This is a genomic window from uncultured Pluralibacter sp., from assembly GCF_913775985.1.
Lineage (GTDB): Bacteria > Pseudomonadota > Gammaproteobacteria > Enterobacterales > Enterobacteriaceae > Pluralibacter.
The window spans coordinates 50,543-76,502 of the sequence record NZ_CAJYMB010000075.1 but is presented as its reverse complement, the minus strand read 5'-3'; the positions used below and the strand labels follow the sequence as shown (position 1 = coordinate 76,502).

At 58.5% G+C, this 25,960-nt stretch carries 20 protein-coding genes; 5 read left to right on the top strand and 15 right to left on the bottom strand.

Annotated elements, in window-relative coordinates; genetic code table 11:
- The 3 genes from QZ766_RS08195 to purD all read left to right on the top strand — a co-directional run.
- A partial coding sequence (locus tag QZ766_RS08195) for a hypothetical protein (RefSeq protein ID WP_297200008.1) occupies positions 1-295 on the top strand: 295 nt, incomplete at its 5' end.
- A gap of 90 nt (positions 296-385) precedes the next feature.
- Positions 386-1,975: a bifunctional phosphoribosylaminoimidazolecarboxamide formyltransferase/IMP cyclohydrolase gene (gene purH / locus QZ766_RS08190; RefSeq protein ID WP_297200005.1), complete on the top strand. Its 1,590-nt coding sequence runs from the start codon at positions 386-388 to the stop codon at positions 1,973-1,975.
- Positions 1,976-1,989: 14 nt separating this feature from the next.
- Positions 1,990-3,282 (top strand): phosphoribosylamine--glycine ligase, encoded by a 1,293-nt coding sequence (purD, locus tag QZ766_RS08185; protein ID WP_297200002.1) that lies wholly within the window; start codon positions 1,990-1,992, stop codon positions 3,280-3,282.
- Positions 3,283-3,317: 35 nt separating this feature from the next.
- On the opposite strand, the gene glgP is transcribed toward purD, so the two are convergent.
- The 15 genes from glgP to QZ766_RS08110 form a co-directional block, all read right to left on the bottom strand.
- Positions 3,318-5,765, bottom strand: a complete 2,448-nt coding sequence (gene glgP / locus QZ766_RS08180) for a glycogen phosphorylase (protein WP_297200000.1) — start codon at positions 5,763-5,765, stop codon at positions 3,318-3,320.
- Between the two features lie 16 nt (positions 5,766-5,781).
- Positions 5,782-7,215, bottom strand: a complete 1,434-nt coding sequence (gene glgA, locus QZ766_RS08175; protein ID WP_297199997.1) for a glycogen synthase GlgA — start codon at positions 7,213-7,215, stop codon at positions 5,782-5,784.
- Between the two features lie 11 nt (positions 7,216-7,226).
- Positions 7,227-8,510: a glucose-1-phosphate adenylyltransferase gene (gene glgC, locus QZ766_RS08170; protein ID WP_297199994.1), complete on the bottom strand. Its 1,284-nt coding sequence runs from the start codon at positions 8,508-8,510 to the stop codon at positions 7,227-7,229.
- Positions 8,511-8,512: 2 nt separating this feature from the next.
- Positions 8,513-10,498, bottom strand: a complete 1,986-nt coding sequence (gene glgX / locus QZ766_RS08165; RefSeq protein ID WP_297199991.1) for a glycogen debranching protein GlgX — start codon at positions 10,496-10,498, stop codon at positions 8,513-8,515.
- Positions 10,495-12,681, bottom strand: coding sequence for a 1,4-alpha-glucan branching enzyme (gene glgB, locus QZ766_RS08160; RefSeq protein ID WP_297199989.1), 2,187 nt, complete (start codon positions 12,679-12,681; stop codon positions 10,495-10,497). The genes glgX and glgB overlap by 4 nt, the downstream gene beginning before the upstream one ends.
- A gap of 249 nt (positions 12,682-12,930) precedes the next feature.
- Positions 12,931-14,037, bottom strand: coding sequence for an aspartate-semialdehyde dehydrogenase (asd, locus tag QZ766_RS08155; RefSeq protein ID WP_297199986.1), 1,107 nt, complete (start codon positions 14,035-14,037; stop codon positions 12,931-12,933).
- Positions 14,038-14,277: 240 nt separating this feature from the next.
- Positions 14,278-15,000 (bottom strand): molecular chaperone, encoded by a 723-nt coding sequence (locus QZ766_RS08150; protein WP_297199983.1) that lies wholly within the window; start codon positions 14,998-15,000, stop codon positions 14,278-14,280.
- On the bottom strand, positions 14,997-16,331 hold the full coding sequence (locus QZ766_RS08145; RefSeq protein WP_297199981.1) for a fimbrial protein: 1,335 nt from the start codon (positions 16,329-16,331) through the stop codon (positions 14,997-14,999). The genes QZ766_RS08150 and QZ766_RS08145 overlap by 4 nt, the downstream gene beginning before the upstream one ends.
- The gene (locus QZ766_RS08140) at positions 16,328-18,877 is read right to left on the bottom strand and encodes a fimbria/pilus outer membrane usher protein (RefSeq protein ID WP_297199978.1); all 2,550 of its coding nucleotides are present in this window, start codon (positions 18,875-18,877) and stop codon (positions 16,328-16,330) included. The genes QZ766_RS08145 and QZ766_RS08140 overlap by 4 nt, the downstream gene beginning before the upstream one ends.
- Before the next feature lie 23 nt (positions 18,878-18,900).
- Positions 18,901-19,608, bottom strand: coding sequence for a molecular chaperone (locus tag QZ766_RS08135; protein ID WP_297199975.1), 708 nt, complete (start codon positions 19,606-19,608; stop codon positions 18,901-18,903).
- A gap of 69 nt (positions 19,609-19,677) precedes the next feature.
- A complete protein-coding gene (locus QZ766_RS08130; protein ID WP_297199972.1) occupies positions 19,678-20,229 on the bottom strand; it encodes a fimbrial protein in 552 nt (183 codons plus the stop codon).
- A gap of 303 nt (positions 20,230-20,532) precedes the next feature.
- Positions 20,533-21,876: a gluconate transporter gene (gene gntU / locus QZ766_RS08125; protein ID WP_297199969.1), complete on the bottom strand. Its 1,344-nt coding sequence runs from the start codon at positions 21,874-21,876 to the stop codon at positions 20,533-20,535.
- Positions 21,873-22,406 (bottom strand): gluconokinase, encoded by a 534-nt coding sequence (gene gntK, locus QZ766_RS08120; protein ID WP_297199965.1) that lies wholly within the window; start codon positions 22,404-22,406, stop codon positions 21,873-21,875. The genes gntU and gntK overlap by 4 nt, the downstream gene beginning before the upstream one ends.
- Positions 22,407-22,541: 135 nt before the next feature.
- A complete protein-coding gene (gene gntR / locus QZ766_RS08115) occupies positions 22,542-23,537 on the bottom strand; it encodes a gluconate operon transcriptional repressor GntR (protein ID WP_297199962.1) in 996 nt (331 codons plus the stop codon).
- A gap of 103 nt (positions 23,538-23,640) precedes the next feature.
- Positions 23,641-24,336 (bottom strand): pirin family protein, encoded by a 696-nt coding sequence (locus tag QZ766_RS08110; RefSeq protein ID WP_297199959.1) that lies wholly within the window; start codon positions 24,334-24,336, stop codon positions 23,641-23,643.
- A gap of 383 nt (positions 24,337-24,719) precedes the next feature.
- On the opposite strand from QZ766_RS08110, the gene QZ766_RS08105 reads away from it, so the two are divergent.
- Both QZ766_RS08105 and yhhY read left to right on the top strand, forming a co-directional pair.
- Complete coding sequence (locus tag QZ766_RS08105; protein WP_297199956.1) at positions 24,720-25,232, top strand: polymer-forming cytoskeletal protein; 513 nt, start codon at positions 24,720-24,722, stop codon at positions 25,230-25,232.
- A gap of 225 nt (positions 25,233-25,457) precedes the next feature.
- Entirely contained in the window at positions 25,458-25,949 is a 492-nt protein-coding gene (gene yhhY, locus QZ766_RS08100; protein ID WP_297199953.1) for an N-acetyltransferase, read from the top strand.
- Positions 25,950-25,960: the final 11 nt, after the last annotated feature.

The following is a 25,960-nucleotide window of genomic DNA, read 5'->3' as shown; positions in this document are numbered from 1 at the left end:
CTGTCGCGAGGTGGCGTATATTACGCTTTCCTCTTTCAGAGTCAACCCCATTTTTCAGAAGTTTTCTCTTTCAACCCGGCGGCCTGTAAGCCGTTGTTCCGTGTCGATGGAGGCGCATTATAGGGAGTTCTCTGCGGGCCGCAATAGAAAATTTGCAGAAAAATCACTGACTGCTGCATTCCCCAGCAAAACCCCGCCTTATACCCTTTTACGCACAGACTTATCCACAAGACCAGGAAAAAGTGAAAAATTCGCGAGCGTTGCGCAAACGTTTTCGTTAAAATGCTCGCGCTAAATAAGGACGCCCCGCCAGGCGTGTTAGATGAGTTTTTTGCGGAAAATTCATCTAACGCTCACTGTAATCGTGAAATCCAGGGGATTTACCATGCAACAACGTCGTCCAGTCCGCCGCGCTCTGCTCAGTGTTTCTGACAAAGCCGGTATCGTTGAGTTCGCTCAGGCACTTTCCGCACGCGGCGTGGAGCTGCTGTCAACCGGCGGTACCGCTCGCCTGTTAGCGGAAAAAGGTTTACCGGTCACCGAAGTGTCCGATTACACCGGCTTCCCGGAAATGATGGATGGACGCGTTAAGACCCTGCACCCGAAAGTGCACGGCGGGATCCTCGGCCGCCGCGGCCAGGACGACGACATAATGCAGCAGCACGACATCGCCCCGATAGATATGGTGGTTGTTAACCTTTACCCCTTCGCCCAGACCGTTGCCCGGGAAGGCTGCTCGCTGGAAGATGCCGTAGAGAACATTGATATTGGCGGCCCGACGATGGTTCGCTCCGCGGCCAAAAACCATAAAGACGTAGCCATCGTAGTAAAGAGCAGCGACTACAGCGCCATTATTAATGAGATGGACGCGAACGACGGTTCATTAACCCTGGCCACCCGCTTCGACCTGGCCATTAAAGCTTTCGAACACACCGCCGCCTACGACAGCATGATTGCCAACTACTTCGGCAGCCTGGTGCCGGCCTACCACGGCGAGAGCACCGAGCCCGCTGGCCGCTTCCCGCGCACCCTCAACCTGAACTTCATTAAGAAGCAGGATATGCGCTACGGCGAAAACAGCCACCAGCAGGCTGCCTTCTATATAGAAGAAGAGATAAAAGAAGCTTCGGTAGCCACCGCCCGCCAGCTGCAGGGCAAAGCGCTCTCCTATAACAACATTGCTGATACTGACGCGGCGCTGGAGTGCGTTAAAGAGTTCAGCGAACCCGCCTGCGTTATCGTTAAGCACGCGAACCCGTGCGGCGTGGCGGTAAGCACCACGATTATTGATGCCTACGATCGCGCCTATAAAACCGACCCGACCTCGGCGTTCGGCGGCATTATCGCTTTCAACCGCGAGCTGGATGCCGATACGGCCCGGGCTATCGTCTCCCGCCAGTTCGTGGAAGTGATCATCGCCCCTTCCGCCACTGAAGAAGCGCTGGCAGTGACCGCCGCGAAGCAAAACGTGCGCGTGCTGGTCTGCGGCCAGTGGGCAGAGCGCGTACCGGCCCTTGATTTCAAACGCGTCAACGGCGGCCTGCTGGTTCAGGACCGCGATCTGGGGATGGTGACAGAAGCCGACCTGCGCGTAGTAACTAAGCGTCAGCCGAGCGAAGAGGAACTGCGTGACGCGCTGTTCTGCTGGAAAGTTGCCAAGTTCGTTAAGTCCAACGCCATTGTCTACGCCAAAGAGAACATGACTATCGGGATAGGCGCCGGCCAGATGAGCCGTGTCTACTCGGCAAAAATTGCCGGTATCAAAGCGGCAGATGAAGGTCTGCAGGTCAGCGGCTCCGCGATGGCGTCCGATGCCTTCTTCCCGTTCCGCGACGGTATCGACGCGGCTGCTGATGCGGGCGTAACCTGCGTTATCCAGCCCGGCGGCTCTATCCGCGATGAAGAGGTGATTGCCGCCGCCGACGAGCACGGCCTGGCGATGATCTTCACCGACATGCGCCACTTCCGCCACTGATTCAGGAGCAGACCATGAAAGTATTAGTGATTGGCAACGGCGGCCGCGAGCACGCTCTGGCCTGGAAAGCGGCGCAGTCGCCGCTGGTTGAAACCGTATTTGTCGCACCGGGCAACGCGGGCACCGCGCTGGAGCCGACCCTGCAGAACGTGAACATCGGCGTAACCGATATTCCCGCCCTGCTCGACTTCGCGCAAAACGAAAAAATTGACCTGACTATTGTTGGCCCGGAAGCACCGCTGGTGATCGGCATTGTTGATGCTTTCCGCGAGGCGGGCCTGACCATTTTCGGTCCGACCAGGGGCGCCGCCCAGCTTGAGGGGTCGAAAGCCTTTACCAAAGACTTCCTCGCCCGCCACACTATTCCGACAGCGGAGTATCAGAACTTTACCGAGATCGAACCGGCGCTGGCCTACCTGCGCGAGAAAGGCGCGCCAATTGTGATTAAAGCCGACGGTCTGGCTGCCGGTAAAGGCGTGATCGTGGCGATGACGCTGGACGAAGCGGAAGCCGCGGTGAAAGACATGCTGGCGGGCAACGCCTTTGGTGACGCGGGCCATCGCATCGTTATCGAAGAGTTCCTCGACGGCGAAGAAGCCAGCTTCATCGTGATGGTTGACGGCGAGCACGTGCTGCCGATGGCCACCAGCCAGGATCACAAGCGCGTCGGCGACGGCGACACCGGTCCGAACACCGGCGGCATGGGCGCTTACTCTCCGGCACCGGTAGTGACCGACGAGGTACACCAGCGCACCATGGACCGTATCATCTGGCCAACCGTGCGCGGCATGGCGGCGGAAGGCAATATCTACACCGGCTTTCTCTACGCGGGGCTGATGATCGACAAGCAGGGCAATCCGAAAGTGATCGAGTTCAACTGCCGCTTTGGCGATCCGGAAACCCAGCCGATCCTGCTGCGCATGCAGTCGGATCTGGTGGATCTGTGCCTCGCCGCCTGCGAAGGCAAGCTGGATGAGAAAACCTCCCGCTGGGATCCGCGCGCTTCGCTGGGGATCGTAATGGCCGCCGGCGGCTATCCGGGCAGCTACCGCAGCGGCGATGAGATCCACGGCCTGCCGCTGGAAAGCATCGACGGCGGCAAGGTATTCCAGGCCGGCACCGTGCTGTCCGAAGATGATCGGGTGCTCACCAGCGGCGGTCGCGTTCTGTGCGTGACCGCGCTGGGCAACACCGTTGCTGAAGCGCAGCGGAACGCGCATGCGTTAATGAAGGATATCCACTGGGAAGGCGCGTTTAGCCGAAAAGACATCGGCTATCGGGCGATTGCCCGCGAGCAGAAAGGTTAATAGCAACAGGCCGGGCAAATGCCCGGCCTGTTTTTTTACAGCTTGACCGGATCGATATGCCAGATTTTTTTGGCGTACTCTTCAATGGTGCGGTCTGACGAAAAGTAGCCCATGTTGGCAATATTATACATCGCCTTGCTGGTCCACTCTTCCGGGTTGCGGTACAGCTCGTCCATTTTCTCCTGGCAGTCCACGTAGCTGCGATAATCCGCCAGCACCTGATAGTGATCGCCAAAGTTAATCAGGGAATCCACCAGATCGCGATAGCGTCCCGGCTCGTCGGGGCTGAACAGGCCGCTGCCAATCTGGGTAAGAACCTGATTGAGCTCCTCGTCCTTATCGTAATACTCCCGCGGCTTATAGCCTTTCGCCCGCAGCGCTTCCACTTCATCCGCCGTGTTGCCGAAGATAAAGATATTCTCCTCGCCAACGTGATCGAGCATTTCGACATTGGCCCCGTCCAGCGTGCCGATGGTTAGCGCGCCGTTGAGGGCAAACTTCATGTTGCTGGTACCGGAAGCCTCGGTGCCCGCCAGCGAGATCTGCTCGGAGAGATCCGCTGCCGGAATAATGGTCTGCGCCAGGCTCACGCTGTAGTTAGGGATAAACACCACTTTCAGCCGGTCGCCGATCTGCGGATCGTTGTTGACCACCTTCGCGACATCGTTAATCAAGTGGATAATGTGTTTCGCCATGTAATAGGCCGACGCCGCCTTGCCGGCGAAAATATTCACCCGCGGTACCCAGTCGGCATCCGGATTCTCTTTAATCCGGTTATAGCGGGTTATCACGTGCAGGACGTTCATCAGCTGGCGCTTGTACTCGTGAATACGCTTGATCTGCACGTCGAACATCGCTTTCGGATTGACCACCACGTTCAGGTTTTCGGCAATATAGACCGCAAGACGCTTTTTGTTCGCCAGCTTCGCCTGCTGCACCGCCTGATTCACCGCCGGATAATCAATATGCTGCTTGAGTTCCGCCAGCTGGCTTAAATCGGTGCGCCACGTAAGGCCGATGTTTTCGTCCAGCACTTCGGAGAGCGGCGGGTTTGCCAGCGCCAGCCAGCGGCGCGGGGTTACCCCGTTGGTCACGTTAGTAAAACGCATCGGGAATATTTTGGCGAAGTCGGCAAACAGCGACTGCACCATAAGATTCGAGTGCAGCTCGGAAACGCCGTTCACCTTGTGGCTGGCAACCACCGCCAGCCACGCCATGCGCACCCGGCGTCCGTTGGACTCGTCGATAATTGAGGTCCGGCTCAGCAGTCCGGTATCGTCCGGATACTGATCTTTAAGGGTCTTCAGGAAGTAATCGTTAATTTCAAAAATAATCTGCAGGTGCCGCGGCAGGATCTTGCCGAGCATGTCCACCGGCCAGGTTTCCAGCGCCTCGCTCATCAGCGTGTGGTTGGTGTAGGAGAAGACCTGGCAGGTGACTTCAAAAGCGTCATCCCAGCTAAATTTGTGATCGTCGATAAGCACCCGCATCAGCTCGGGAATCGACAGTACCGGATGGGTGTCGTTGAGGTGAATCGCAATTTTTTCTGCCAGATTGCTGTAAGTCTTGTGCAGCAGATAGTGGCGGCGAAGAATATCCTGCACCGTCGCCGAGACAAGGAAATACTCCTGGCGCAGGCGCAGCTCGCGCCCGGAGGCGGTAGAGTCATCGGGATAGAGCACCCGGGAAACGTTTTCGGAGTGGTTTTTATCTTCCACCGCCGCAAAGTAGTCGCCCTGGTTGAATTTACCGAGGTTGATCTCGCTGCTGGCCTGGGCGCTCCACAGGCGCAGCGTGTTGGTAGCGTCAGTATCAAAACCGGGGATAATCTGGTCGTAGGCTTCGGCAATAATCTCTTCGGTCTCGACCCAGCGGCTTTTCTTACCTTCCTGCTGGAGGCGGCCGCCGAAGCGCACTTTGTAGCGGGTGTTGTGCCGCTCAAACTCCCACGGATTACCGTACTCCAGCCAGTAGTCGGGAGACTCTTTCTGCCGGCCGTCCACGATGTTCTGTTTAAACATGCCGTAGTCGTAGCGGATACCGTATCCGCGCCCGGGCAGGCCCAGCGTCGCCAGCGAGTCGAGGAAGCAGGCCGCCAGCCGCCCCAGCCCGCCGTTGCCGAGTCCCGGATCGTTCTCTTCATCAATCAGATCTTCAAGATCGAGCCCCATGCCGTCGAGGGCATTCTTCACGTCATCATAAATGCCCAGCGACAGCAGCGCGTTGGAGAGCGTGCGGCCAATCAGAAACTCCATCGACAGGTAGTAAACCTGGCGCACGTCCTGGGAGAGCTGCGCGCGGTTAGAGCGCAGCCAGCGCTCCACCAGCCGATCGCGTACCGCAAACAGCGTGGCGTTAAGCCACTCGTGTTTATTGGCAATCGACGGATCCCGCCCGAGGGTGAACATCAGCTTATAGGCTATCGAATGTTTCAGTGCCTCAACGCTCAGCGTCGGCGATGAGTAAGTAAATGGTGCGTTCATAGAAAGGGCCCTGTGATTACATCAATCGTTGATAAAGTTCACGGTAAGCCTGTGCGGCGACTTGCCAGCTAAAATCCATATTCATCGCCTGGCGCTGTACATAGCGCCAGAGCGACGGGCGAGACCACAGTACAAAAGCACGCCTTATCGCCCTCAGCAGCGACCAGGCATTACTGTCTTCAAACACAAATCCGCTGGCGACGCCGTCGGCGAGGTTTTCCAGCGAGCTGTCCGACACCGTATCGGCCAGTCCGCCGGTGCGGCGCACCAGCGGCAGCGTGCCGTATTTGAGGCCGTAAAGCTGGGTTAAACCGCAGGGTTCAAAGCGGCTCGGGACCAGAATAACGTCCGCGCCGCCCATAATGCGGTGAGAAAAGGCTTCGTGGTAGCCGATCTGCACCCCAACCTGGCCGGGATGTTCCGCCGCCGCGGCCAGAAATCCCTCCTGCAATACCGGATCGCCGGCCCCCAGCAGCGCGAGCTGTCCGCCCTGCTCCAGCAGGCCCGGCAGCGCCTCCAGCACCAGATCCAGGCCTTTCTGGCTGGTCAGGCGACTGACGACCGCAAACAGCGGGACTTTGTCGTTCACTTTCAATCCCATCGCAATTTGCAGCTGGCGCTTATTTTCCGCTTTCTCTTCCAGAGTATCCCGGTCATAGCGGGCGCTCAGCAACAGATCGTGCTGCGGGCTCCAGATTTTGTCATCAACGCCGTTGAGGATCCCGGACAGCCGCCCTTCCCGCTGCCGCTGGCGCAGCAACCCTTCCATGCCGTAGGCGTACTGCGGCTCGGTGATTTCACGGGCGTAGGTCGGGCTCACCGCGGTAATGTGGTCCGAATAATAGAGCCCCGCTTTCAGAAACGAGATCTGGCCGTTAAACTCGAGCCCGTGCATGTTGTAGAACGACCACGGCAGGCCGATCTCATTCATGTGGTGCGCATAGAACATGCCCTGATAGGCAAGGTTGTGGACGGTAAATACCGACTTCGCCGGCCGCCCGCGCGCCTCAAGGTAGGCCGGAACCAGCCCGGCATGCCAGTCGTGGGCGTGGACGATTTCGGGACGCCAGAACGGATCCAGCCCGCAGGCCATCTCGCAGCCGGTCCAGCCCAGCAGCGCAAAGCGCAGCACGTTATCGGTGTACGCGAACTGGTTCGTGTCGTGATAGGGACTGCCGGGGCGATCGTAAAGATGCGGCGCATCAATCAGATAGATGCCAACGCCGTTATAGCGCCCGTACAGCAGCGTGATGGGCCCGGCGAAAGTATCGCGGCGGGTCACCACCTGCGCATCAGGAATACCGCGGCGGATATCCGGGAAGCACGGCAGCAGCACGCGGGTGTCCACACCGTCGGCAATCTGGGCAGCCGGCAGCGCGCCGATAACGTCGGCAAGGCCGCCGGTCTTTAATAAAGGGAACATCTCCGAACATACGTGTAAGACCTGCATTATTGCTCCTGTCAGCCCTGCAGCTTGCGCAGCATGTCGCGCGTCACCAGCACAATACCTTCCTCAGAGCGGTAGAAACGGCGAGCGTCCTCTTCCGCATTCTCCCCGATGACCAGCCCTTCCGGAATGACGCAGGCGCGGTCAATAACACAGCGGCGCAGACGACAAGAACGTCCGACCCAGACATCTGGTAATAGCACCGCCGAATCGATGTTACAAAACGAATTGACGCGTACCCGGGGAAACAGCACGGATTGCACCACTACCGATCCGGAGATAATACAGCCGCCGGAAACCAGCGAATTGAGGGTCATCCCGTGGCTGCCGGAGCGATCCTGCACAAATTTTGCCGGTGGCAGCGACTCCATGTGGGTGCGGATGGGCCAGTTCTGATCGTACATGTCCAGCTCCGGCGTGACCGAGGCTAAATCAAGGTTGGCTTTCCAGTAGGCTTCGAGCGTGCCGACATCGCGCCAGTAAGGCTCGGACTGCGGATCGGACTGCACGCAGGAGAGCGGGAACGGGTGGGCGTAGGCCATCCCGGCCTTGACGATGCGCGGAATAATGTCTTTGCCAAAATCGTGGCTGGAGCTTTCATCGCGATCGTCTTCTTCCAGCAGGTCATACAGGTAGTAGGCGTCAAAAATATAGATGCCCATGCTGGCGAGGGACCTGGTATCGTCGCCGGGCATGGTGGGCGGGCTGGCGGGCTTCTCGACGAAGTCGATAATTTTGTCTTCGGTATCAACGTCCATCACGCCGAACGCTGTCGCCTCCGCTACCGGCACCGGCAGGCAGGCCACCGTGCAGCGCGCGCCCTTTTCGACGTGGTCGATAAGCATCCGCGAGTAATCCTGCTTGTAGATATGGTCCCCGGCGAGGATCACGATATATTCGGCTTTGTAGCGGCGAATAACGTCGAGGTTCTGGGTTACCGCATCTGCTGTACCGCGATACCAGCTCTCGCCGGTGACGCGCTGCTGGGCGGGCAGCAGATCTACAAACTCGTTCATCTCTTCGCTGAAAAAGGACCAGCCGCGCTGGATATGCTGCACCAGCGTGTGGGACTGGTACTGGGTGATCACGCCAATGCGGCGAATGCCAGAGTTAATGCAGTTGGATAACGCAAAATCAATAATGCGGAACTTGCCGCCAAAATGCACGGCGGGCTTCGCGCGTGTAACGGTCAAATCTTTCAGGCGTGTTCCGCGTCCTCCTGCGAGAATCAAGGCTACGGATTTAATCGGCAGCTGGCGCGCCAGCATCAAGGGATCGTTCTTTTCAAGCCTAACCATGATTAACTCCTTATGACCTTTTCGAATACGCACACCCCGTGCGCGGGCCCGTGCCAGCTTGTCTGGATAACCGGATTATCCTCTCCGGCGAAAGGAGGAATGGCACGCCACTCCTCTGGCGGTAGGGTAAAAGTTGCAACTTCCTGTGAAGCATTTAACGTAATCAACCAGCGATCGGAGAGCAGGATCTGCATCCGCGCCATACCGCCCTGCCACTCGTCCGCGCCGAGCGCCCGGGCATCCTGATTGAGCCAGATGACGCTGCCGTCGCCCTCCTGCCACCAGCGATCGCGGGTCAGGGCGGGGATCTGCCGGCGCAGATTTATCAGGCTGGCGGTAAACGCTGCCAGCCCGGTGCTGGCCTTCTCCCAGTCAAACCAGGTTAAGGCGTTGTCCTGGCAATAGGCGTTGTTGTTGCCATGCTGGCTGTGGCCAAACTCGTCGCCGGCCAGCAGCATCGGCGTGCCCTGCGACAGCAGCAGCGTCACCAGCAGCGCGTGGACGCTCGCCCGGCGCCGCTCGATCACATCAAGCGGTGCCTCTAACCCCTCTATGCCGTGGTTACAGCTGTAGTTATTATTCGTTCCGTCGCGGTTCTCTTCGCCGTTGGCCTCGTTGTGTTTCTGGTTAAAGCACACGCAGTCGCGCAGCGTAAAACCGTCGTGGGCAGTAACCAGATTAACGGAAGCCGACGGCGGCCGCCCGCTGCGCTGAAACAGGTCGCTGGAACCTGCGAAACGATTAGCAAACTGGCCCAGCGATCCGTGCTGCTGCAGCCAGAAGCGGCGCGCGTCGTCGCGAAAGCGATCGTTCCACTCGGCAAACGGCGCCGGGAAATTGCCCACCTGATAGCCGCCTTCGCCGATGTCCCAGGGCTCGGCAATCAGCTTCACCGCCGAGAGCAGCGGATCGTTTTTAATGGCCTCAAACAGCGGCGCATCCTGGCGAAAATCGGGCGTGCGGCCCATCACCGTGGCCAGATCGAAACGGAAACCGTCAACGTGGCACTCCTGCACCCAGAAGCGCAGGCACTGCAGCGCGTACTCCACCACGCCGGGGGTACTGAGGTTGAGCGTGTTGCCGCAGCCGGTCCAGTTGTAGTAATCGCCGCCGTCCTTAATCCAATAATAGCTGCGGTTATCAATTCCGCGCAGGGAGAAGGTCGGCCCATCGAGATCGATCTCCGCGCTGTGGTTCAGCACGATATCGAGGATCACTTCAATGCCCGCTTTATGCAGCGCCTTCACCGCATCGCGAAACTCGTTCAGCGCATGTTCGGGGGCGCTGGCGTAGCGCGGATCGACGGCAAACATCGCCAGCGGGTTGTAGCCCCAGTAGTTGGTCAGCCCCAGGCGCAGCAGGCGCGGCTCGCTGGCGAAGTGCGCCACCGGCAGCAGCTCCAGCGCGGTAATACCGAGCTTTTTCAGATACGAAATGGTCAGCGGATGGGCCAGGCCGCGATAGGTACCGGCCCGATCCTGCGGGATCCCCGGATGCAGCACCGTCAGTCCTTTGACGTGAGCCTCGTAAATCACCGTCTCACCCCAGGGCGTGCGCGGCGGCGCGTCGTCCTGCCAGTCGTAGCTTAAATCCACCACCACCGAACGCGGCGCAACGGATGCGCTGTCGCTGCTGTCCGGCGCGTCCACGCCGCCGTGCAGCAGCGGCGAATCCTGCGGATCGCCCTCTACGCGATAGGCGCAGGGGTCCAGCAGTAGCTTGGCGGGATTGAAGCGGTGCCCCTGCTGCGGTTCCCAGGGACCGTGAACGCGAAAACCGTAGCGCAGTCCCGGCCGCGCGCCCGGCAGATAGCCGTGCCACACGTCGCCGGTGCGGGCGGGTAAATCCTGTCGGCGCTCGTTGCCTTGGGCGTCAAACACGCAAAGTTCAACCCGCTCGGCGTGAACCGAATAGAGCGTGAAATTGACGCCCTTGCCGTCCGGCGTGGCGCCGGGTGGCGAGGGTTGACCTGTCATCAGGGCGCTCATTCTCCCTCCCTCACCAGCCAGACGGTTGCCAGCGGCGGCAGGGTTATCGACAGCGAGCACGGACGGCCGTGGCTTTCAATCTCATCGCTGCGCACCTCGCCGCCGTTCCCGGCATTGCTGCCGTGATAGTGCATCGAGTCGGTATTCAGCACTTCGCGCCAGCGGCCGGGCTGATTCACGCCGAAGCGGTAGCCGTGGCGCGGCACCGGGGTAAAGTTGCTGACGACGATAATTTCATTACCTTCGCGGTCGCGACGCACGAAAGCAAATACCGAACGCGCATGGTCGTCCACCACCAGCCACTCAAAACCGTAGGGATCGAAATCCAGTTCATGCAGCGCTTTATGGTGGCGATAAGTCAGGTTCAGGTCACGCACCAGCCGCTGCACACCGTGGTGCCAGTTGTCGGCGCCCTCCAGCAGATGCCAGTCGAGGCTCACGTCGTGATTCCACTCCCGGCCCTGGGCAAACTCGTTACCCATAAACAGCAGCTTTTTGCCCGGGAAGGCGTACAGCCAGCCGTAGTAGGCGCGCAGGTTGGCAAAACGCTGCCAGGCGTCGCCCGGCATGCGGTCCAGCAGCGATTTTTTACCGTGAACCACTTCATCGTGGGAGAGCGGCAGGACGAAGTTTTCGGTGTAGTTATAGAGCATCCCGAACGTCAGCTTGTCGTGATGGTACTGGCGATAGAGCGGATCGAGCTGCATATAGTCCAGCGTGTCGTGCATCCAGCCGAGGTTCCACTTGTACCAGAAGCCCAGCCCGCCGGTCTCCTGCGGCCGGGTAACGCCGGCAAAATCGGTGGACTCTTCCGCCATGCTCACCGCGCCCGGCACCTGCTCGCCGAGAATGCGGTTGGTGTTGCGCAGAAATTCAATAGCCTCGAGATTTTCCCGCCCGCCGTGCTGGTTGGGGATCCATTCGCCCGCTTTGCGGCTGTAGTCGCGGAAAATCATCGACGCCACGGCATCTACCCGCAGGGCGTCGATGCCGAAGCGTTCGATCCAGTAGAGCGCGTTGCCCACCAGATAGTTTTGCACTTCGCGCCGGCCATAGTTGTAGATAAGCGTATTCCAGTCCTGATGATAGCCTTCGCGCGGATCGCTGTGCTCGTACAGCTCCGTACCGTCAAACTTCGCCAGACTGAAATCATCGGAGGGAAAGTGTCCCGGTACCCAGTCGAGGATCACATTCAGTCCGGCAGCGTGGGCGGCATCAATGAAGTAGCGGAAGTCGTCCCGGGTGCCGAAACGGCGCGTCGGCGCGTACAGTCCGGTAGGCTGATAGCCCCAGCTGCCGTCAAACGGGTGCTCGTTTATCGGCAGCAGTTCCAGATGGGTAAAGCCCATCCACTTCGCGTAAGGCACCAGCTGATCCGCCAGTTCGCGGTAGCTGAGCCAGAAATTATCGTCGGTATGGCGCCGCCACGATCCGAGGTGAACCTCGTAGATAGCAATCGGCGCGTCAAAGTCGTTGGCCCGCTTGCGGGACTCGGGCTGTTCAATTTTCGGCGGCAGGCCACAGATCATGGATGCCGTTTCCGGACGCATCTGGGCTTCAAAGGCATAAGGATCTGACTTGATCCGCAGATCGCCGTGGGCGTCGATTAACTCAAATTTATACAGCTGGCCGTTGTGCGCTCCCGGGACAAACAGCTCCCAGATCCCCGATTCCGCCCGCAGGCGCATAGGATGGCGGCGGCCGTCCCAGTAGTTAAACTGCCCGACAACCGACACCCGGCGGGCATTCGGTGCCCAGACGCAAAAGCGGGTTCCGGTAACGCCATCAACCGTATCGCTGTGGGCGCCCAGCCGCTCGTAGGGGCGCAAGTGCGTTCCTTCCGAGAGCAGCCACGCGTCCATCTCCTGCAGCACCGGGCCAAAGCGGTAGGGATCGTCAATCAGATTCTGCTGCCCGTGCCAGACCACGGCCAGCTGATAGCGGAAGGGATTTTTGCGTCGCGGCATCGTGCCGCTGAAGAAACCGCGCGAGTCGAGGCACTCAAGCTTGCCCACCTTGCGTCCGGTTTTTGGTTCAATAACCCAGACCTCGGTAGCGTCAGGCAGCAGCGCGCGAACCTCCAGTCCGGCATCCGTACGGTGCATGCCCAGTACGGAAAAAGGATCTGCAAAATGGCCCGCAATCAGCGCGTTAATTACGTCTCTGTCCACACGATCTGACATGCTTTTCATCCTGTTGTAAGTGCCGCTATTTCCTGTTCACTTAGCGGCTTTTTATGACTTAATAGCGCAGCACGCGATGCTTATCCTGTGCGACATCCCACGCTTTGGGAAAACGTCTCTCCTAAGCATAGTCAAGCTCTTCCAGTGTCCCGATAAAAATTGGGATCTGTGTCATTAATAGCTGCCCCAGGTATAACTTACAGGCACAAAAAAGGGGGTGACGAATCACCCCCTTTTCATAATTCAAATTCAGGAAAGTTGTTGCAACATGCGTCGCAGCGGCTCGGCCGCGCCCCACAGCAGCTGGTCGCCAACGGTGAAGGCCGAGAGATACTCCGGCCCCATATTCAGCTTGCGCAGACGGCCAACCGGCGTGGTCAGCGTGCCGGTCACTGCCGCAGGGGTCAGCTCGCGCATAGTGATCTCGCGATCGTTAGGCACCACTTTGGCCCACGGATTGTGCGCGGCAAGCATCTCTTCGACGGAGGCCACGGAGACATCTTTTTTCAGCTTCAGCGTAAAGGCCTGGCTGTGGCAGCGCAGCGCGCCGACGCGCACGCAGAGACCGTCAACAGGAATAATGCTTTGTGCGCCGAGAATTTTGTTGGTTTCCGCCTGTCCTTTCCACTCTTCGCGGCTCTGCCCATTGTCGAGCTGCTTGTCAATCCACGGGATCAGGCTGCCGGCCAGCGGCACGCCGAAGTTGTCCACCGGCAGATCGCCGCTGCGGGAAAGCTGGGTAACCTTGCGTTCGATATCCAGAATGGCAGAAGCCGGATTTGCCAGCTCGTCGGCGACGTAATTATGCAGCTGGCCCATCTGGTTGAGCAGCTCGCGCATGTGGCGCGCGCCGCCGCCGGAGGCCGCCTGGTAAGTGGCAACGGACACCCACTCCACCAGATCGTTGGCAAACAGGCCGCCCAGCGACATCAGCATCAGGCTGACGGTGCAGTTGCCGCCGACAAAGGTTTTCACCCCGCTCTCCAGGCCACGGGTAATTACGTCCTGGTTGACCGGGTCGAGAATAATAATCGCGTCGTCCTTCATGCGCAGGGAAGAGGCAGCATCAATCCAGTAGCCCTGCCAGCCGCTCGCGCGCAGCTTCGGGTAGATATCGTTGGTGTAATCGCCGCCCTGGCAGGTGACGATAATATCGAGCGCCTTCAGCGCCTCAAGATCGAAAGCGTCCTGAAGCTTGCCGCCGCTGTGGCCGCCAAACGCGGGCGCGTCCTGCCCAAGCTGGGAGGTGGAGAAAAAAACCGGGCGAATGGCGTCAAAATCGCGCTCTTCGACCATGCGCTGCATCAGTACAGAACCGACCATACCGCGCCAGCCGATAAAACCAACATTTTTCATAACGTGTTTTCCTGCAGAGGTGTGTGCTGTTGTGCTGCCGTGTTTCCCATCCGGAGAAACGGGACATCGTTCACATTACAAAATGCAGCCAAAGTCGCAAGTGAAAATAATCAATGATGAAGGATTAATCAGTAACGCGGCTAATTGTGGGGCGTTGATGTCCGCAGCGCAGCGGGTGGATGGCGCACATTATCCCGGGAAAAGGCGATCTGTAAAAGCTCTGCAAAATCTCCCGCGCGCTTATTGCAGTACCGCCGTGCGCTCCATTGCCGCACCGTTATCGCCCAGATAGCGAACGCGAACCTGCGTGCCGCCGGGCTTCATAGCTGGCTCAATAAGCGGATAGCGCCGGGTGCTGAACGGGCGGATCATCATGTCTACCTGCGGTGCCGCCTTTTGCCCCGCGCCGCCGCCCGCAAGCGTCAGCGAGGTAAAGGAGATATTCAGCGGCGTCGGGTTCTCGCACTCGATCGCCCAGCCGTCGCTGCCGTTGACCAGGCGGAAAATCAGCTTCTCTGCAGCGTCCTCCGGCGCGGCGCTCAGACCTGCCGGGCGCCAGAACAGCTTGAGCTGGGTATTCATCGCCAGCGTCACGTAGGGCCTGGCGGCTTTCTCCCGCGTGGCGGGGGGAATTTCATACAGGTTGATCCAGAACGCCGATTCCCGATCCTGCGGGAGCGGATCGCGATTGTAGATAATGCGGATCGCCTGCCGCTCGCCGGGCGCCAGGCGAAACACGGCGGGCAGCACCACAAACGGCGCGCTCGCCGCCTGCGGATCCCCCGCGCCATCGTCAATCCAGCTCTGGACAATCACCGGCCAGGCGTTGGTATTCGCCAGCATCAGCGTTTTCTCCCGGCTTTCGGCAGGGTAAATGAGCCGGGTTCCTGCAGCCAGAATCCCCGCCTGCGAAGGCAGCGCGGCCAGCGCCAGCAGCAGCCCACAAAGCATACGTTTTATCATTGCATCTTCACCAGCACGTAGGCGGTCGCGTGTACTCTACCGGCTTTGATCTCCATGTTGTTAAGCCTGCGCAGGGTAGCGATGAGCGAGTAGGTGTAATAGCTATAGCCGTCAACGGTGCTGCCTGCTTTGGTGGCTCCCTGCATCACCGGATACCATCCGGCAGACTCGCCGCCGCCGCTTGCCGCCGGCTGGCCGAGAAAAATCAGCGGCGCTGCCGGCGCGCTGCTGTGGGCAAGGGTAATGCCGACACCCTTCGCCACGCCGTCAGCGAAGTAGTTGTCCGAGACCAGCGCGCTGACGCCGCCGCTGCCGTTCACCAGCCCCAGGGTTTGCGCGGCGGCAAAGGCGCCTTCGGACACCTGAAACCCCATCGCCGTCTGAGTATCCGCGACGCCGGAGCTGGCAGAATCGCTACACTCTACCCGCACCGAGAAAGAGGCGCTGCTGGTCATGCCCGCAGCCAGATCCGCGACCGACATTGTTGGCAGCACCACCAGCGGATCGGCGCTGCGGGCTACGCAGGTCGGGTTGTTGTAGAGCGAGCTGCCGGTGCGCATGCCGTAGCCGAAGCCGTTGTCCGCCAACCAAAAATCGAACTTTGACGCGCTGTCTTCCCCCGGCAGATCGTGGCCAAAAGGAACAATAATATTGCTGTCGCTGGAGAGCTGGATATAGCTATTGGGCTGAGTACAGGAATAGTTTGCTCCACCGGGTTTAGCGAAGCGAATACCTGATCCATCGGTATTGTTATTACCGCAATACTGCGATTTGGCCGATGTTCCAGGCAGCGTACTGATGCGGAACAGCTCGGCGTGCAGCGGTGGAATGTCCTGCAGGCGGATCTGAATTTTTCCCTTATCCGTTTTCGCCCACGACGTAATGGGGACCTTCTGCCAGTAGCGGTTTATTACAACGCTGGCCATCGTCTGCCGCAGCCCCACGTAGGCAAACCAGGTGGCGTAAACATCCGACAGACCGTCCACTGTACCAAGCTCATAAAATCCACCAACCCTGTCGTCCCCATTAGTCGCCACCAGAAAATAGATGCTGCTCAGATCGGCCTCATCGCACTCCCAGAGTACCGTCGCGCCCGTTGCCCCGCCATAGGTGTAGTTCGTTGGCGGCACGACCACGCTTGCCAGCAGCGATCCGACGGGGACAAGATGCGCATCGGTAAGGTTTATCTTGCCAAAGGGAATAATTGCTGCGCGTTCATTTTCCGTCTGACCAGCAAGGGTCTTCTTGCAAACGCTCCATCCCGGCGCGGCAACCAGCAGCAGCGCCAGCCACAGCCAGCGCATTACCGAACCTACTGCACAGTGTTTCATTGTTGACTTAACTCCTTTTCAGGTACGCATGTTGCGCTCAGGCGAATCATCGGCTGGCGCAGATCGGTACCAGTAAGATCGAACGGCAGCGCGCAGCGCTCGCGGGCAGTTTCTCCCCAGCGCACGGTGAAGCGGCCCCGCGCTTTTTCGCTGCGCAGATAAATCTGCCCGCCCTGCCCGGCCATGCCCACCGTCCTGCCCGCCTCATCAAGCACGTCGGCGCCGAGCGGCACCGGCGAACCGTCCGCAAGTCGGGTTTTGATGAGCAGCGCGGTGCCGCTACGGGTGCGGAATACCACTTTACTGGCGGCGCCTGCCACCGGCGCAACGCGCTTCTCGCTGTCGACAAGCTCGGCGCTGCCGGACATATTCTGCGGGTCGAGGGTAATGCGGTTGTAGCGATAGGGCGTTATGGACGGCACCAGCGCATAGCCGCTGTCGTTAATGGTCACCTGCCCGGCGTTAAAAACGCGGGCGCCCTCGGCACCTTTGGCTTCAACCAGCGCGAAGGTATCGCTGAGGTACTGCCCAAAAGTAACGCCCCCCGCGTGCAGCGCCGCCGCGCCCTGCGCGTTGCCGGAGGCCTGCCAGTAGCCCTGGCCGCGGGAAGCGTTAAAGCCCAGGGACGTATTCTGCATCCGCTTTTGCAGATTGCCGCTGTACACCGTCTGGCGATGCTGCCGATCGTGGCTGACGTTAATGCCGTAGCTGGCGGTTTGCTGCTCGTCGAGAATGCCGGACAGAGAGCTTTGCAGCTGGCTACCGCCGCCGCTGGCGCGCGTCCAGGAGGTGCTGAGCGTCGGCCTGCGCGCCGTCTCTCCCCCCAGCGGAATGCTGAATGACAGGGAGCTCATGGTCTGCATGGCGCCGCGGCTGCCGTAGCTGCCCGAGCGCTGGCGGCCAAGGCTCAGGTTCATGCCGATACCGTAAGGCAGCGTCATGCTGTAGCCGAGCTGCAGCTGGGTGTCGCGGCTTCGGCCGTCGCGGTACTCCTGTACCGAGCCGGTGACAAACAGGTTTCCCACATCCTGCAGGCTCTGGCTCAGGGAGATATCAAAGCGCGAGCGCTGTGAAGAGGTGTCAGACCGCCATTCCCCTGCGGATTTTGCCATCCGCCGCGCGCCCAGCACGTCGCTGAGATCGCGGTAGCCGCGGGTCGAATAGCGGTAGCCCGCCAGCGATACCGTGGTCATGGTTTGCTGAAAGGTTTTGCTCCAGGCCAGGTGCGTCATCCAGCCCTGGGTTGTCTCACCGTCGGCCAGCCCGGCGTGCGACCAGGTCATGTCCATGCCCAGCGCGCCGAAAGAACTGCCGTACACGCCGCCCAACATCGCCGCCCGGTAGGCATCCGCCAGCCGCAGGCCGCTGTTGAACGTCAGCGCGTTGCTGAGCCCGCGCTGCCAGCTGAGATCGCCAAACCAGGATTCATCGCCGCTGTCGCGAGTTTTACCGGTTTCAAGATTGAAGCGCGAAATGCCCGGACGCATGGATTCCGGCACGGCAGAAAAAGGAACGCTGAACGAGCGCACCGTGCCGTCGGCCTCGGTAACTTCTACCTGCAAATCGCCGCTGTAGCTGGTGGGATAGAGATCGTTTATCTCAAACGCGCCCGGGGCCACCGTTGTCTGATAGATCTCCTGTCCGTTCTGGCGTACCGACACTTTGGCATTGGTGACCGCGATACCGGCAATCGTCGGGGCGTAGCCGCGCATGGAGTCCGGCAGCATCCGGTCGTCCGTCGCCAGCGAAACGCCTTTGTAGTTCAGGCCGGAGAAGAAGCGCCCGGAAGTTATCAGCTCTCCGGCGGTCATCTGGCTGCGCAGCGCCGGTAGCGGCTTTTGCACATAGCTGCGCAGCGCGTTCCAGCGGTAGCCCGCGTCGCGGGTCCAGGTCATGTTAGAAAGCTGGCGAAACTGCCAGTCCGCCAGGTTAATTCCGCCGTTGAGCGAGATCCACGCCGAGTCCTGGCTGCGGCTGGCACCGTCTGAGTAGGAGACGTGGTAATAGTTGCCGAGATAGTTAACAAAAGCCATCGAGCTGCCCGTATCCAGCTCCGCCGGGCTGACGTAGCCGCGCGGCGCGCGGCGCAGGGCAATTTGCGGGACGCTGACGTTAAGCCGCAGCTGGGCCAGGTTAACATCCACGTCGCCGCCCTTAACCTGCTCTTTAAAGCGCAGGCAGCGCTTCTGGGCGGCGGCCTTTTCGGCTATCGCCTCGTCCAGCGCGATACCGGCCTGCTGAAAGAAAGAGGGCAAAAAACAGGGCGTGGTCTTACCGTCGGATCCGGCGACGAACTCTACCGGAAAAGCGTCAACGAAACGGCCGTTAACATAAACATCCAGCCGGTAGCTGCCGGCGGCTACGCTGCCTTTGCGGGTAAGCTGCGCCAGCGTAGTCTGGCTGAAGCGCCCACCGCGAAACAGTTCGGGAGAGAAAATGTACTCCTCGCTTATCGGGGAATCCGCCTGGGCGACATCTTCGGATGCGGTAGCCCGCTCACCGTAAAGGAGAGCGAGCGCCAGACCTGTTCCCACCAGATACTTCATCTTTTCGATCCACCGGACTGCTATTACAGGATCCGCTCGCTAACAATGTCGGTCCCGTAGTCATTCACCACGATCAGGCGCAGTCGGGCACCTTTGAGGGAGCGTATCGGCGCCGAGGGCCGCCACTGCACGCTGGATTTCGGGGCCACCATTTCCGAGTCAGCCAGCACAATTTCGCGGCCGTTGATAAATACGCTGGCGCGTCGCACGGAGGCATATAGCGGGGAGGGATTGTTTACGGTGATGCGCGAGCCGTTCAGGCTGAACATCATACCTTGAGCCATTTTCTCCGGCGTATCAGTAAGCCCCTGCGGACGGTAAAAGATCTTAACCCGGCTGGTAATCGCCAGAATAAGCTGGTTGTTGTTCTGCTCCGCGGCGTTAACCGCCGGAAGTTGGCTAAAGCTCATATAGAAAAGCGATTCGCGATCCTGCGGCAGCGCGCGGCCGGTATACATCAGGCGAACTGCCTGGCCGGCATTAGGCTCCATGCGGAAGATTTGCGGTACGGCGGTAAACGCATCATCGCCCTGTGTAAGCACGTTGCTCTTATCATTTTCAACTTCGATTTGAACCAGATAGGGACGCGCGTCGGTGTTTCGCAGCTGTACCGATTTCTCGCGCGCCTGGGCGGGATAAATAATGCGGGTGCCGGTCATCACCACGCTGGCGAAAACGCTCTGGCTAATAAAAAGCGAAAACGCAATTCCGAGAATAAAACAAGTGCGCATCCTTCGCCCTCATCTAAATATGACATGTTGATAACTGGCCGGATATTTACACCCGGCCAGTAAAGGTGTTTAAAAATAACTCAACGTATATTCTGCAACGGCGGTAATTTTACCCGCCTTCGCGGCTGCGGCATCGAGCACATAATATTGCGCGCTGAAGTCTACGCTGGCACCGGTGGCATCTTTGGCGAGCACCAGCCCTTCAACCGGCGTCGGCCCGTTAAGTTTGACAGGATTGCTGCCGTCGGCGGCCTGACTCAGCTGAATACCGTATCCCTTAGCCTCGTCTTGTGTTGCGCGATTGCCGAGTACGCCAGTTGCGCTATCAACGTCGTAGCCCAGAAATACCGTCTTGATATTCAAGTCGGCCGCAGGGGCGGTGCACTCTTTCACGGAAACGGTAAATGGCGTAACACCGGCGGTCTGCCCGTTAGTCAGCGGGTTGCCGAATTCTTGCGTTGAAACCGTCGGCAGCATGACCACGGAGTTACTCTGCCCGTTAATTTCAACTTTACAGGTTTGGTCTGTCACTTCTCCCTGGAAGGTGACCGTGGGCGTAGCCAGCGCGGCGCACGGAAGTGCGGCGAGCACAAGTGCTATCCTTTTTACTCTGTTGTTCATTTATATATCCTTATAAGTTCGTAGCTCTACGATATTAATATGAGAGGGAAGCGACTGCCGGAGGCAGATCGGTGATCCACTCTATATTTACGCTAATGATATCGGGGATTAAATAAATAAACTCTGATTTTAAAACAATAATTAATTAATTGAAGTTCATGCACAATGCTGATTCTTTAATATAAAAGTATTATTTACTTTTTAATTTACAGCAAAAACAAGCATTAGCGCTGCTTATGCTTTGAACAAAGAAGGATAGCCAGGAAGGAAAGCGCCCTTTTCCGCAGAAAAGGGCGGGAGAGATTAGCTCAGGAGGGTAAACGCGATCATCCCGACGACAGCACCCGCGGTGCCGAGGATGGTTTCCATCATCGTCCAGGTTTTCAGGGTCTGTGCTTCGGTGGCGCCGGTAAATTTACCGAACAACCAGAAGCCCGCGTCGTTCACATGGCTCACGACGATAGAACCGCCCGCGATACAGATGGAGAGCGCGGCCATCTGCGCGCCGCTGTAGTTCAGCTGCTCAATAACCGGCATCACCAGACCGACCGCGGTCAGGCAGGCAACGGTTGCAGAGCCCTGGATAATACGTACGGCAGCAGCAAGGATGAAGCAGGTCAGCGCGATAGGCAGACCCATTCCGTTCAGCGCCTCGCCCAGCGCGTGGCCGACGCCGGAATCCACCAGTACCTGCTTGAACACGCCGCCGGCACCGATCACCAGCAGGATAATACCTGCAGGCTGCAGCGCCGCGCCGCAGATTTCCATCACGCGGTCTTTTGCCATGCCCTGGCGATAGGCCAGGCCATAGATAGCCACCAGGCAGGCAATGAGAATGGCGATAAACGGATGGCCGATAAATTCAAACCATTCGTAGGTGGTTGAGCCCTGGGCCACAAAGTGGGAAGCGATAGTTTTCAGCCCCACCAGCACCAACGGCAGCATGATAAGCGACAGGCTAAAGCCAAAAGACGGCAGTTTAGCGCCTTCGCCCAGATGCGGCTCTGCGGTATCGGCCGGAATATTCAGCTCAACGTAGCGGCTGATAAAGCTGCCCCAAAGCGGACCGGCGATGATCATGCCCGGGATAGCTGCACAAAGACCAATCAGGATCATCCAGCCGAAATCAGCGTGCATCTGCGAGGCCAGCAGCATCGGCGCAGGCCCGGGCAGCAGAAACGCCGCCGCCGCCGCAACGCCCGCGAACAGCGGGATCACCAGCTTCACCAGGTTAGTGCCGGTGTGGCGCGCCATTGAGAAAGCAACGCTAATCAGCAGCACGATCGCCACCTCGAAGAACAGCGGCAGCGCGCAAATCAGGCCCGCAACACCGATGGCGTAGTGGGCGCGGCTGTGGCCAAAAGACTTCAGCATCTTGAGGGCAATCTGGTCGACGGCGCCGGTTTCATGCAGGATTTTGCCGAACATTGCACCGAGAGCCACCACGATGGCGAGAAAGCCCAGCGTGCCGCCCATGCCTTTTTCCATCGTTGCCGCGATTTTTTCCAGCGGCATGCCGGAGAAAAGCCCTGCGCCAATAGAAACCACCATTAGAGCGATGAAGGCGTGCATGCGCGCCTTCATTACCAGAAACAGCAGGAGCAGCACGGAGCCGACCGCTGTTAAAACTAAGGTTAATGTAGTCACGCTTTATTGCCCTTTTCGATCAACGCAATGGTGCTGGAGACAACGCCTTCCAGCGGCTGGTCAATATCAACCACTAAAACATCGCGCTCTTCGGCGCTGGGTTCCTGCAGCGTTTCAAACTGCGTGACCAACATCTGGGTTTTAAAGAAGTGCCCTTTGCGCGCCTTAAGACGAGACTCGATCACCTCGAAATCACCTTTCATATAGATGAAAGAGAGATTCGGGTTACCGGCGCGCAGAATATCGCGATAGCTTTTTTTCAGGGCAGAACAGACGATCAGGGAAACTTTGTTGGTGCGCTGCATCGCGAATGCGGCGTCGTTCAGCGCCTGCAGCCATGGCTTGCGGTCTTCATCGTTCAGCGGCTCGCCGGAGGACATTTTGACGATATTGCTGCGCGGATGAAGGAAATCGCCGTCAAGGAATGCGGCGTTCAGGCGGTAGGCCACCTCACTGGCGACAGCGGATTTACCGCTACCTGATACGCCCATCAGGACATAGACATGGTGCTCATGATTGGTCGTGCTCAAAGCGGCCTCCACAAAATCAACAGGAATGTTACGGGTAAAATGTTATCGGTAACATTGTCTTCCCGGGCCAATAGATAAGCAATGACCATCCGTGCGTTAAACCGCGTAGTGTGATCCAGTTCAAATTTGTGATGATTAAATTGATCCACCCGGTGACAAAGTGAAACCCAAATCTAACATTTTGGGCGTAACTACTTCACCGCGGATGCGGGCAAGCAGGCGCTCCGCACCAATGCGTCCCATCCGCTCGCGGGGGGTCAATACGCTGGCAAGCTGCGGCTCCATCGCCTGGCCAATATCGTGGCCGTGAAAACCGGCAATCGCCATGTCGTGAGGAATTTTGAGCCCCAGACGCTGGCACTCAAAGGCGGCACCCACCGCAAGGTCATCGTTAGTACAGAATATACCGTCCAGCTGCGGATACTCGCGCCGGGCCTGGCGCATCAGCTCAATGCCTGACGAGTAAGACGAGGACTGCTCAACCATCACGCTGTAAGTCGTTAACGAGGCTTCGCGCATCGCCTGCTCGTAACCCTGCTGCTTCATCAGCGTACGTTCATCAAGGCGAGCTCCCAGATAAGCGATATGCCGGTGCCCGCGGGCAATCAGCGCCGCGGTCATCTGGCGGGCGGCTTCGACGTTATCAAACCCGACCGCGATATCAATGCACGGCGACTGGCTGTCCATCAGCTCCACCACCGGAATACCGGCCACTTCAATCATTTTGCGGGTGCGGGCGGTGTGAGTACGCTCGGAAAGAATCAATCCGTCGATGTTCCAGGAGAGCATCGACTCCAGCCGCTCCTCTTCCATTTCCGGCTTATAGCCGTAGTGGGCCAGCATCGCCTGATAGCCGTGCGCGTCGGTGACGCTCTCGATGCCTTTCAGCACTTCGGCAAACACCTGGTTGGTGAGGGACGGCAGCAGCACGCCGATAGCCCGGCTGGTTGAGTTGGACAAAATGTCCGGCGCGCGGTTGGGAATATAGCCCAGCTCGTCGAGAGCAGCGGCGATTTTACCGCGCAGCGCCAGGGAGACCTGCTCCGGGTTACGCAAAAAACGGCTGACCGTCATTTTGGTCACGCCGACGCGATCGGCAACGTCCTGAAGCACAGGTCTTTTCTTTTTCATCGTCCTGAAGGGGATAAACAAGGGAACATTGTCTCAGTTTATCACGGACGTAAAAAAACCTTCCCGCTTATGCGGGAAGGTTGATGGATTTATTTATTCTCGATCAAACCGGCGGCAGGTCGAACAGCAGGATCTCGGCTTCGCTGTCGGCGTGTACGGAAAGCGCCTGCTCGTCCCAGATAGCCAGGCCGTCACCGGTAGTGGCTTTAGTGCCGTTAATCGATACGCTGCCTTTCACCACCTGGATCCAGACTTTGCGATCGGCAATCATCTGGTGAACCGACTGCTCATCTTTCAGCAGCGCCCAGCGGTACAGGCACATGTCCTGATAAACTTTCAGCGAACCGTCGCGCGCGTCCGGTGAGAGCACCAGCTGTTTGCCCTGAACGGCATCAAAGCGGCGCTGCTCGTAGCGCGGCGTAATGCCCGTTTCAGACGGAATAATCCAGATCTGGTACAGGTGCAGCGGGCTGGTTTTACTCGGGTTGTACTCCGAGTGGCGGATGCCGGTCCCGGCGCTCATTATCTGGAACTCGCCAGCAGGCACCTGCTCTTCGTTGCCCATGCTGTCTTTATGCGCCACCGCGCCTTCCAGCACGTAGGTCAAAATTTCCATATCCTTGTGGGGATGGGTACCGAAACCCTGACCGGCGTCGATAACGTCGTCGTTAATTACCCGCAGCGCGGAGAACCCCATGAAATTGGGATCGTAGTAATCCGCAAAAGAGAAGGTGTGCCAGGAGTTCAGCCAGCCGTGAGACGCGTGGCCGCGGTCGTTTGCTTTGCGTAAGTAGATCATGATGCGTGCTCCCAAATTCATTTCGATGTGGGTAAGTGTGGACCCCGAGCGCCGAAGAAGATAGGGGTCGATTATTGACGCCTCTGTTCAAAAATTATGAAATAGATTGAAAAAGTCGTACGAAAAAAGACGCTTCTGTGATGAAATTTGCCACGCAACGGCTTTTGAAATTATCCTGAGCGCACCAGGAACAGGTACACATACGCTACGGAAAGCGGAGAACCAGGATGTCTGCCCCCTATCTAACGTTAAACGCTGCCCTGCTGCTTTGGTCAATCTCACTGATTTTATGGCTTAGCCAGATGGATCGTTCAGCCCTGCTGACCGCCGCGCTGGCAGCTGCGCTATTGCTGTTTCATTTCTTATGGAAGGAGATAATTAGAATGTTTGGAAAAGAGAAGAAAAGTGCCGTGAAAGCGGAAACCGTATCCGCGCCTGCGGCTCCGGCACCTGCTGCAAAACCGGTGGAGTCCGTCGAGTCCCCGCAGGGAAATACCGTTATCGCCAGCGATGTGCGCTTCAACGGTAATATTATCGCCACCGGCATGGTTTACATTCACGGCAAAGTTTACGGCAATATCGAGTCGGCAAACGGCATGATTAAAATTATGCGCAACGGCTACGTAGAGGGAAACATCGTGGCCCGGGAAGTGGCGATAGACGGCACGATTATCGGCGAGTGCCACGCCGAGGTGATTGATATTCAGGACCACGGCAAAGTCACCGGCTCCATCGTTTATCAAAGCCTGGCTATCAAACGTGGCGGCGAATTTTGCGGCCAGGCGGAGATCCGCGCCGGGGCCAGTAATAATGTGGTAGATCTTGCCCCGGAAAAAGGGGAATTGCCGGCAGCACCGGCTAAAAGTCCGCTGCAGGAAGTGGCCAAGTCCAAATAAAGCATAAAAAAAAGCCAGCACCCGGCTGGCTATAAAAGTAATACTGGAAGCAATGTGAGCAATGTCGTGCTTTCAGGGTTACCGCAGGGGGTCTCCCTGAATGCATGGCAATAATAATCATTATCATTCGCACTTGTCTACCCCTTTTTGCAAAAAAAGGGCGTTGACGCACAGAACGGCTTCGGAGAAGGTAAAGACGACAATTACCCCTCAAGGAGCTAAGGAATGAGTGAGATAGCGATCCGCCACGCGGAAGCCGCAGACTGTGCGGCTATCCGCCAGATACACGCCCAGCCAGAAGTTTACCGCAACACGCTGCAGGTCCCTCACCCTTCCGAATCCCACTGGGCCACCCGGCTGGCGGATGCCCCCGGCATTAAGCAACTGGTAGCCTGTATCGACGATCGCGTTGTCGGACACCTGACGCTCGCTGTCGCCCAGCGACCGCGCCGCAGCCACGTAGCGGATTTCGGTATTACCGTCGACGCCCGCTGGCAAAATCGCGGGGTGGCGAGTGCCCTGCTGCGCGAAATGGTGCAGATGTGCGACGGCTGGCTGCGGGTCGACCGCATTGAGTTGACGGTCTTTGTCGATAATCAGCCCGCCATTGCCGTCTACCGCAAGCACGGATTTGAAATCGAAGGCACCGGCAAGAACTTCGCCCTGCGCGACGGCGAGTACGTCGATGCCTATTACATGGCCCGCGTAAGGCCCTGATAACCCTCTCC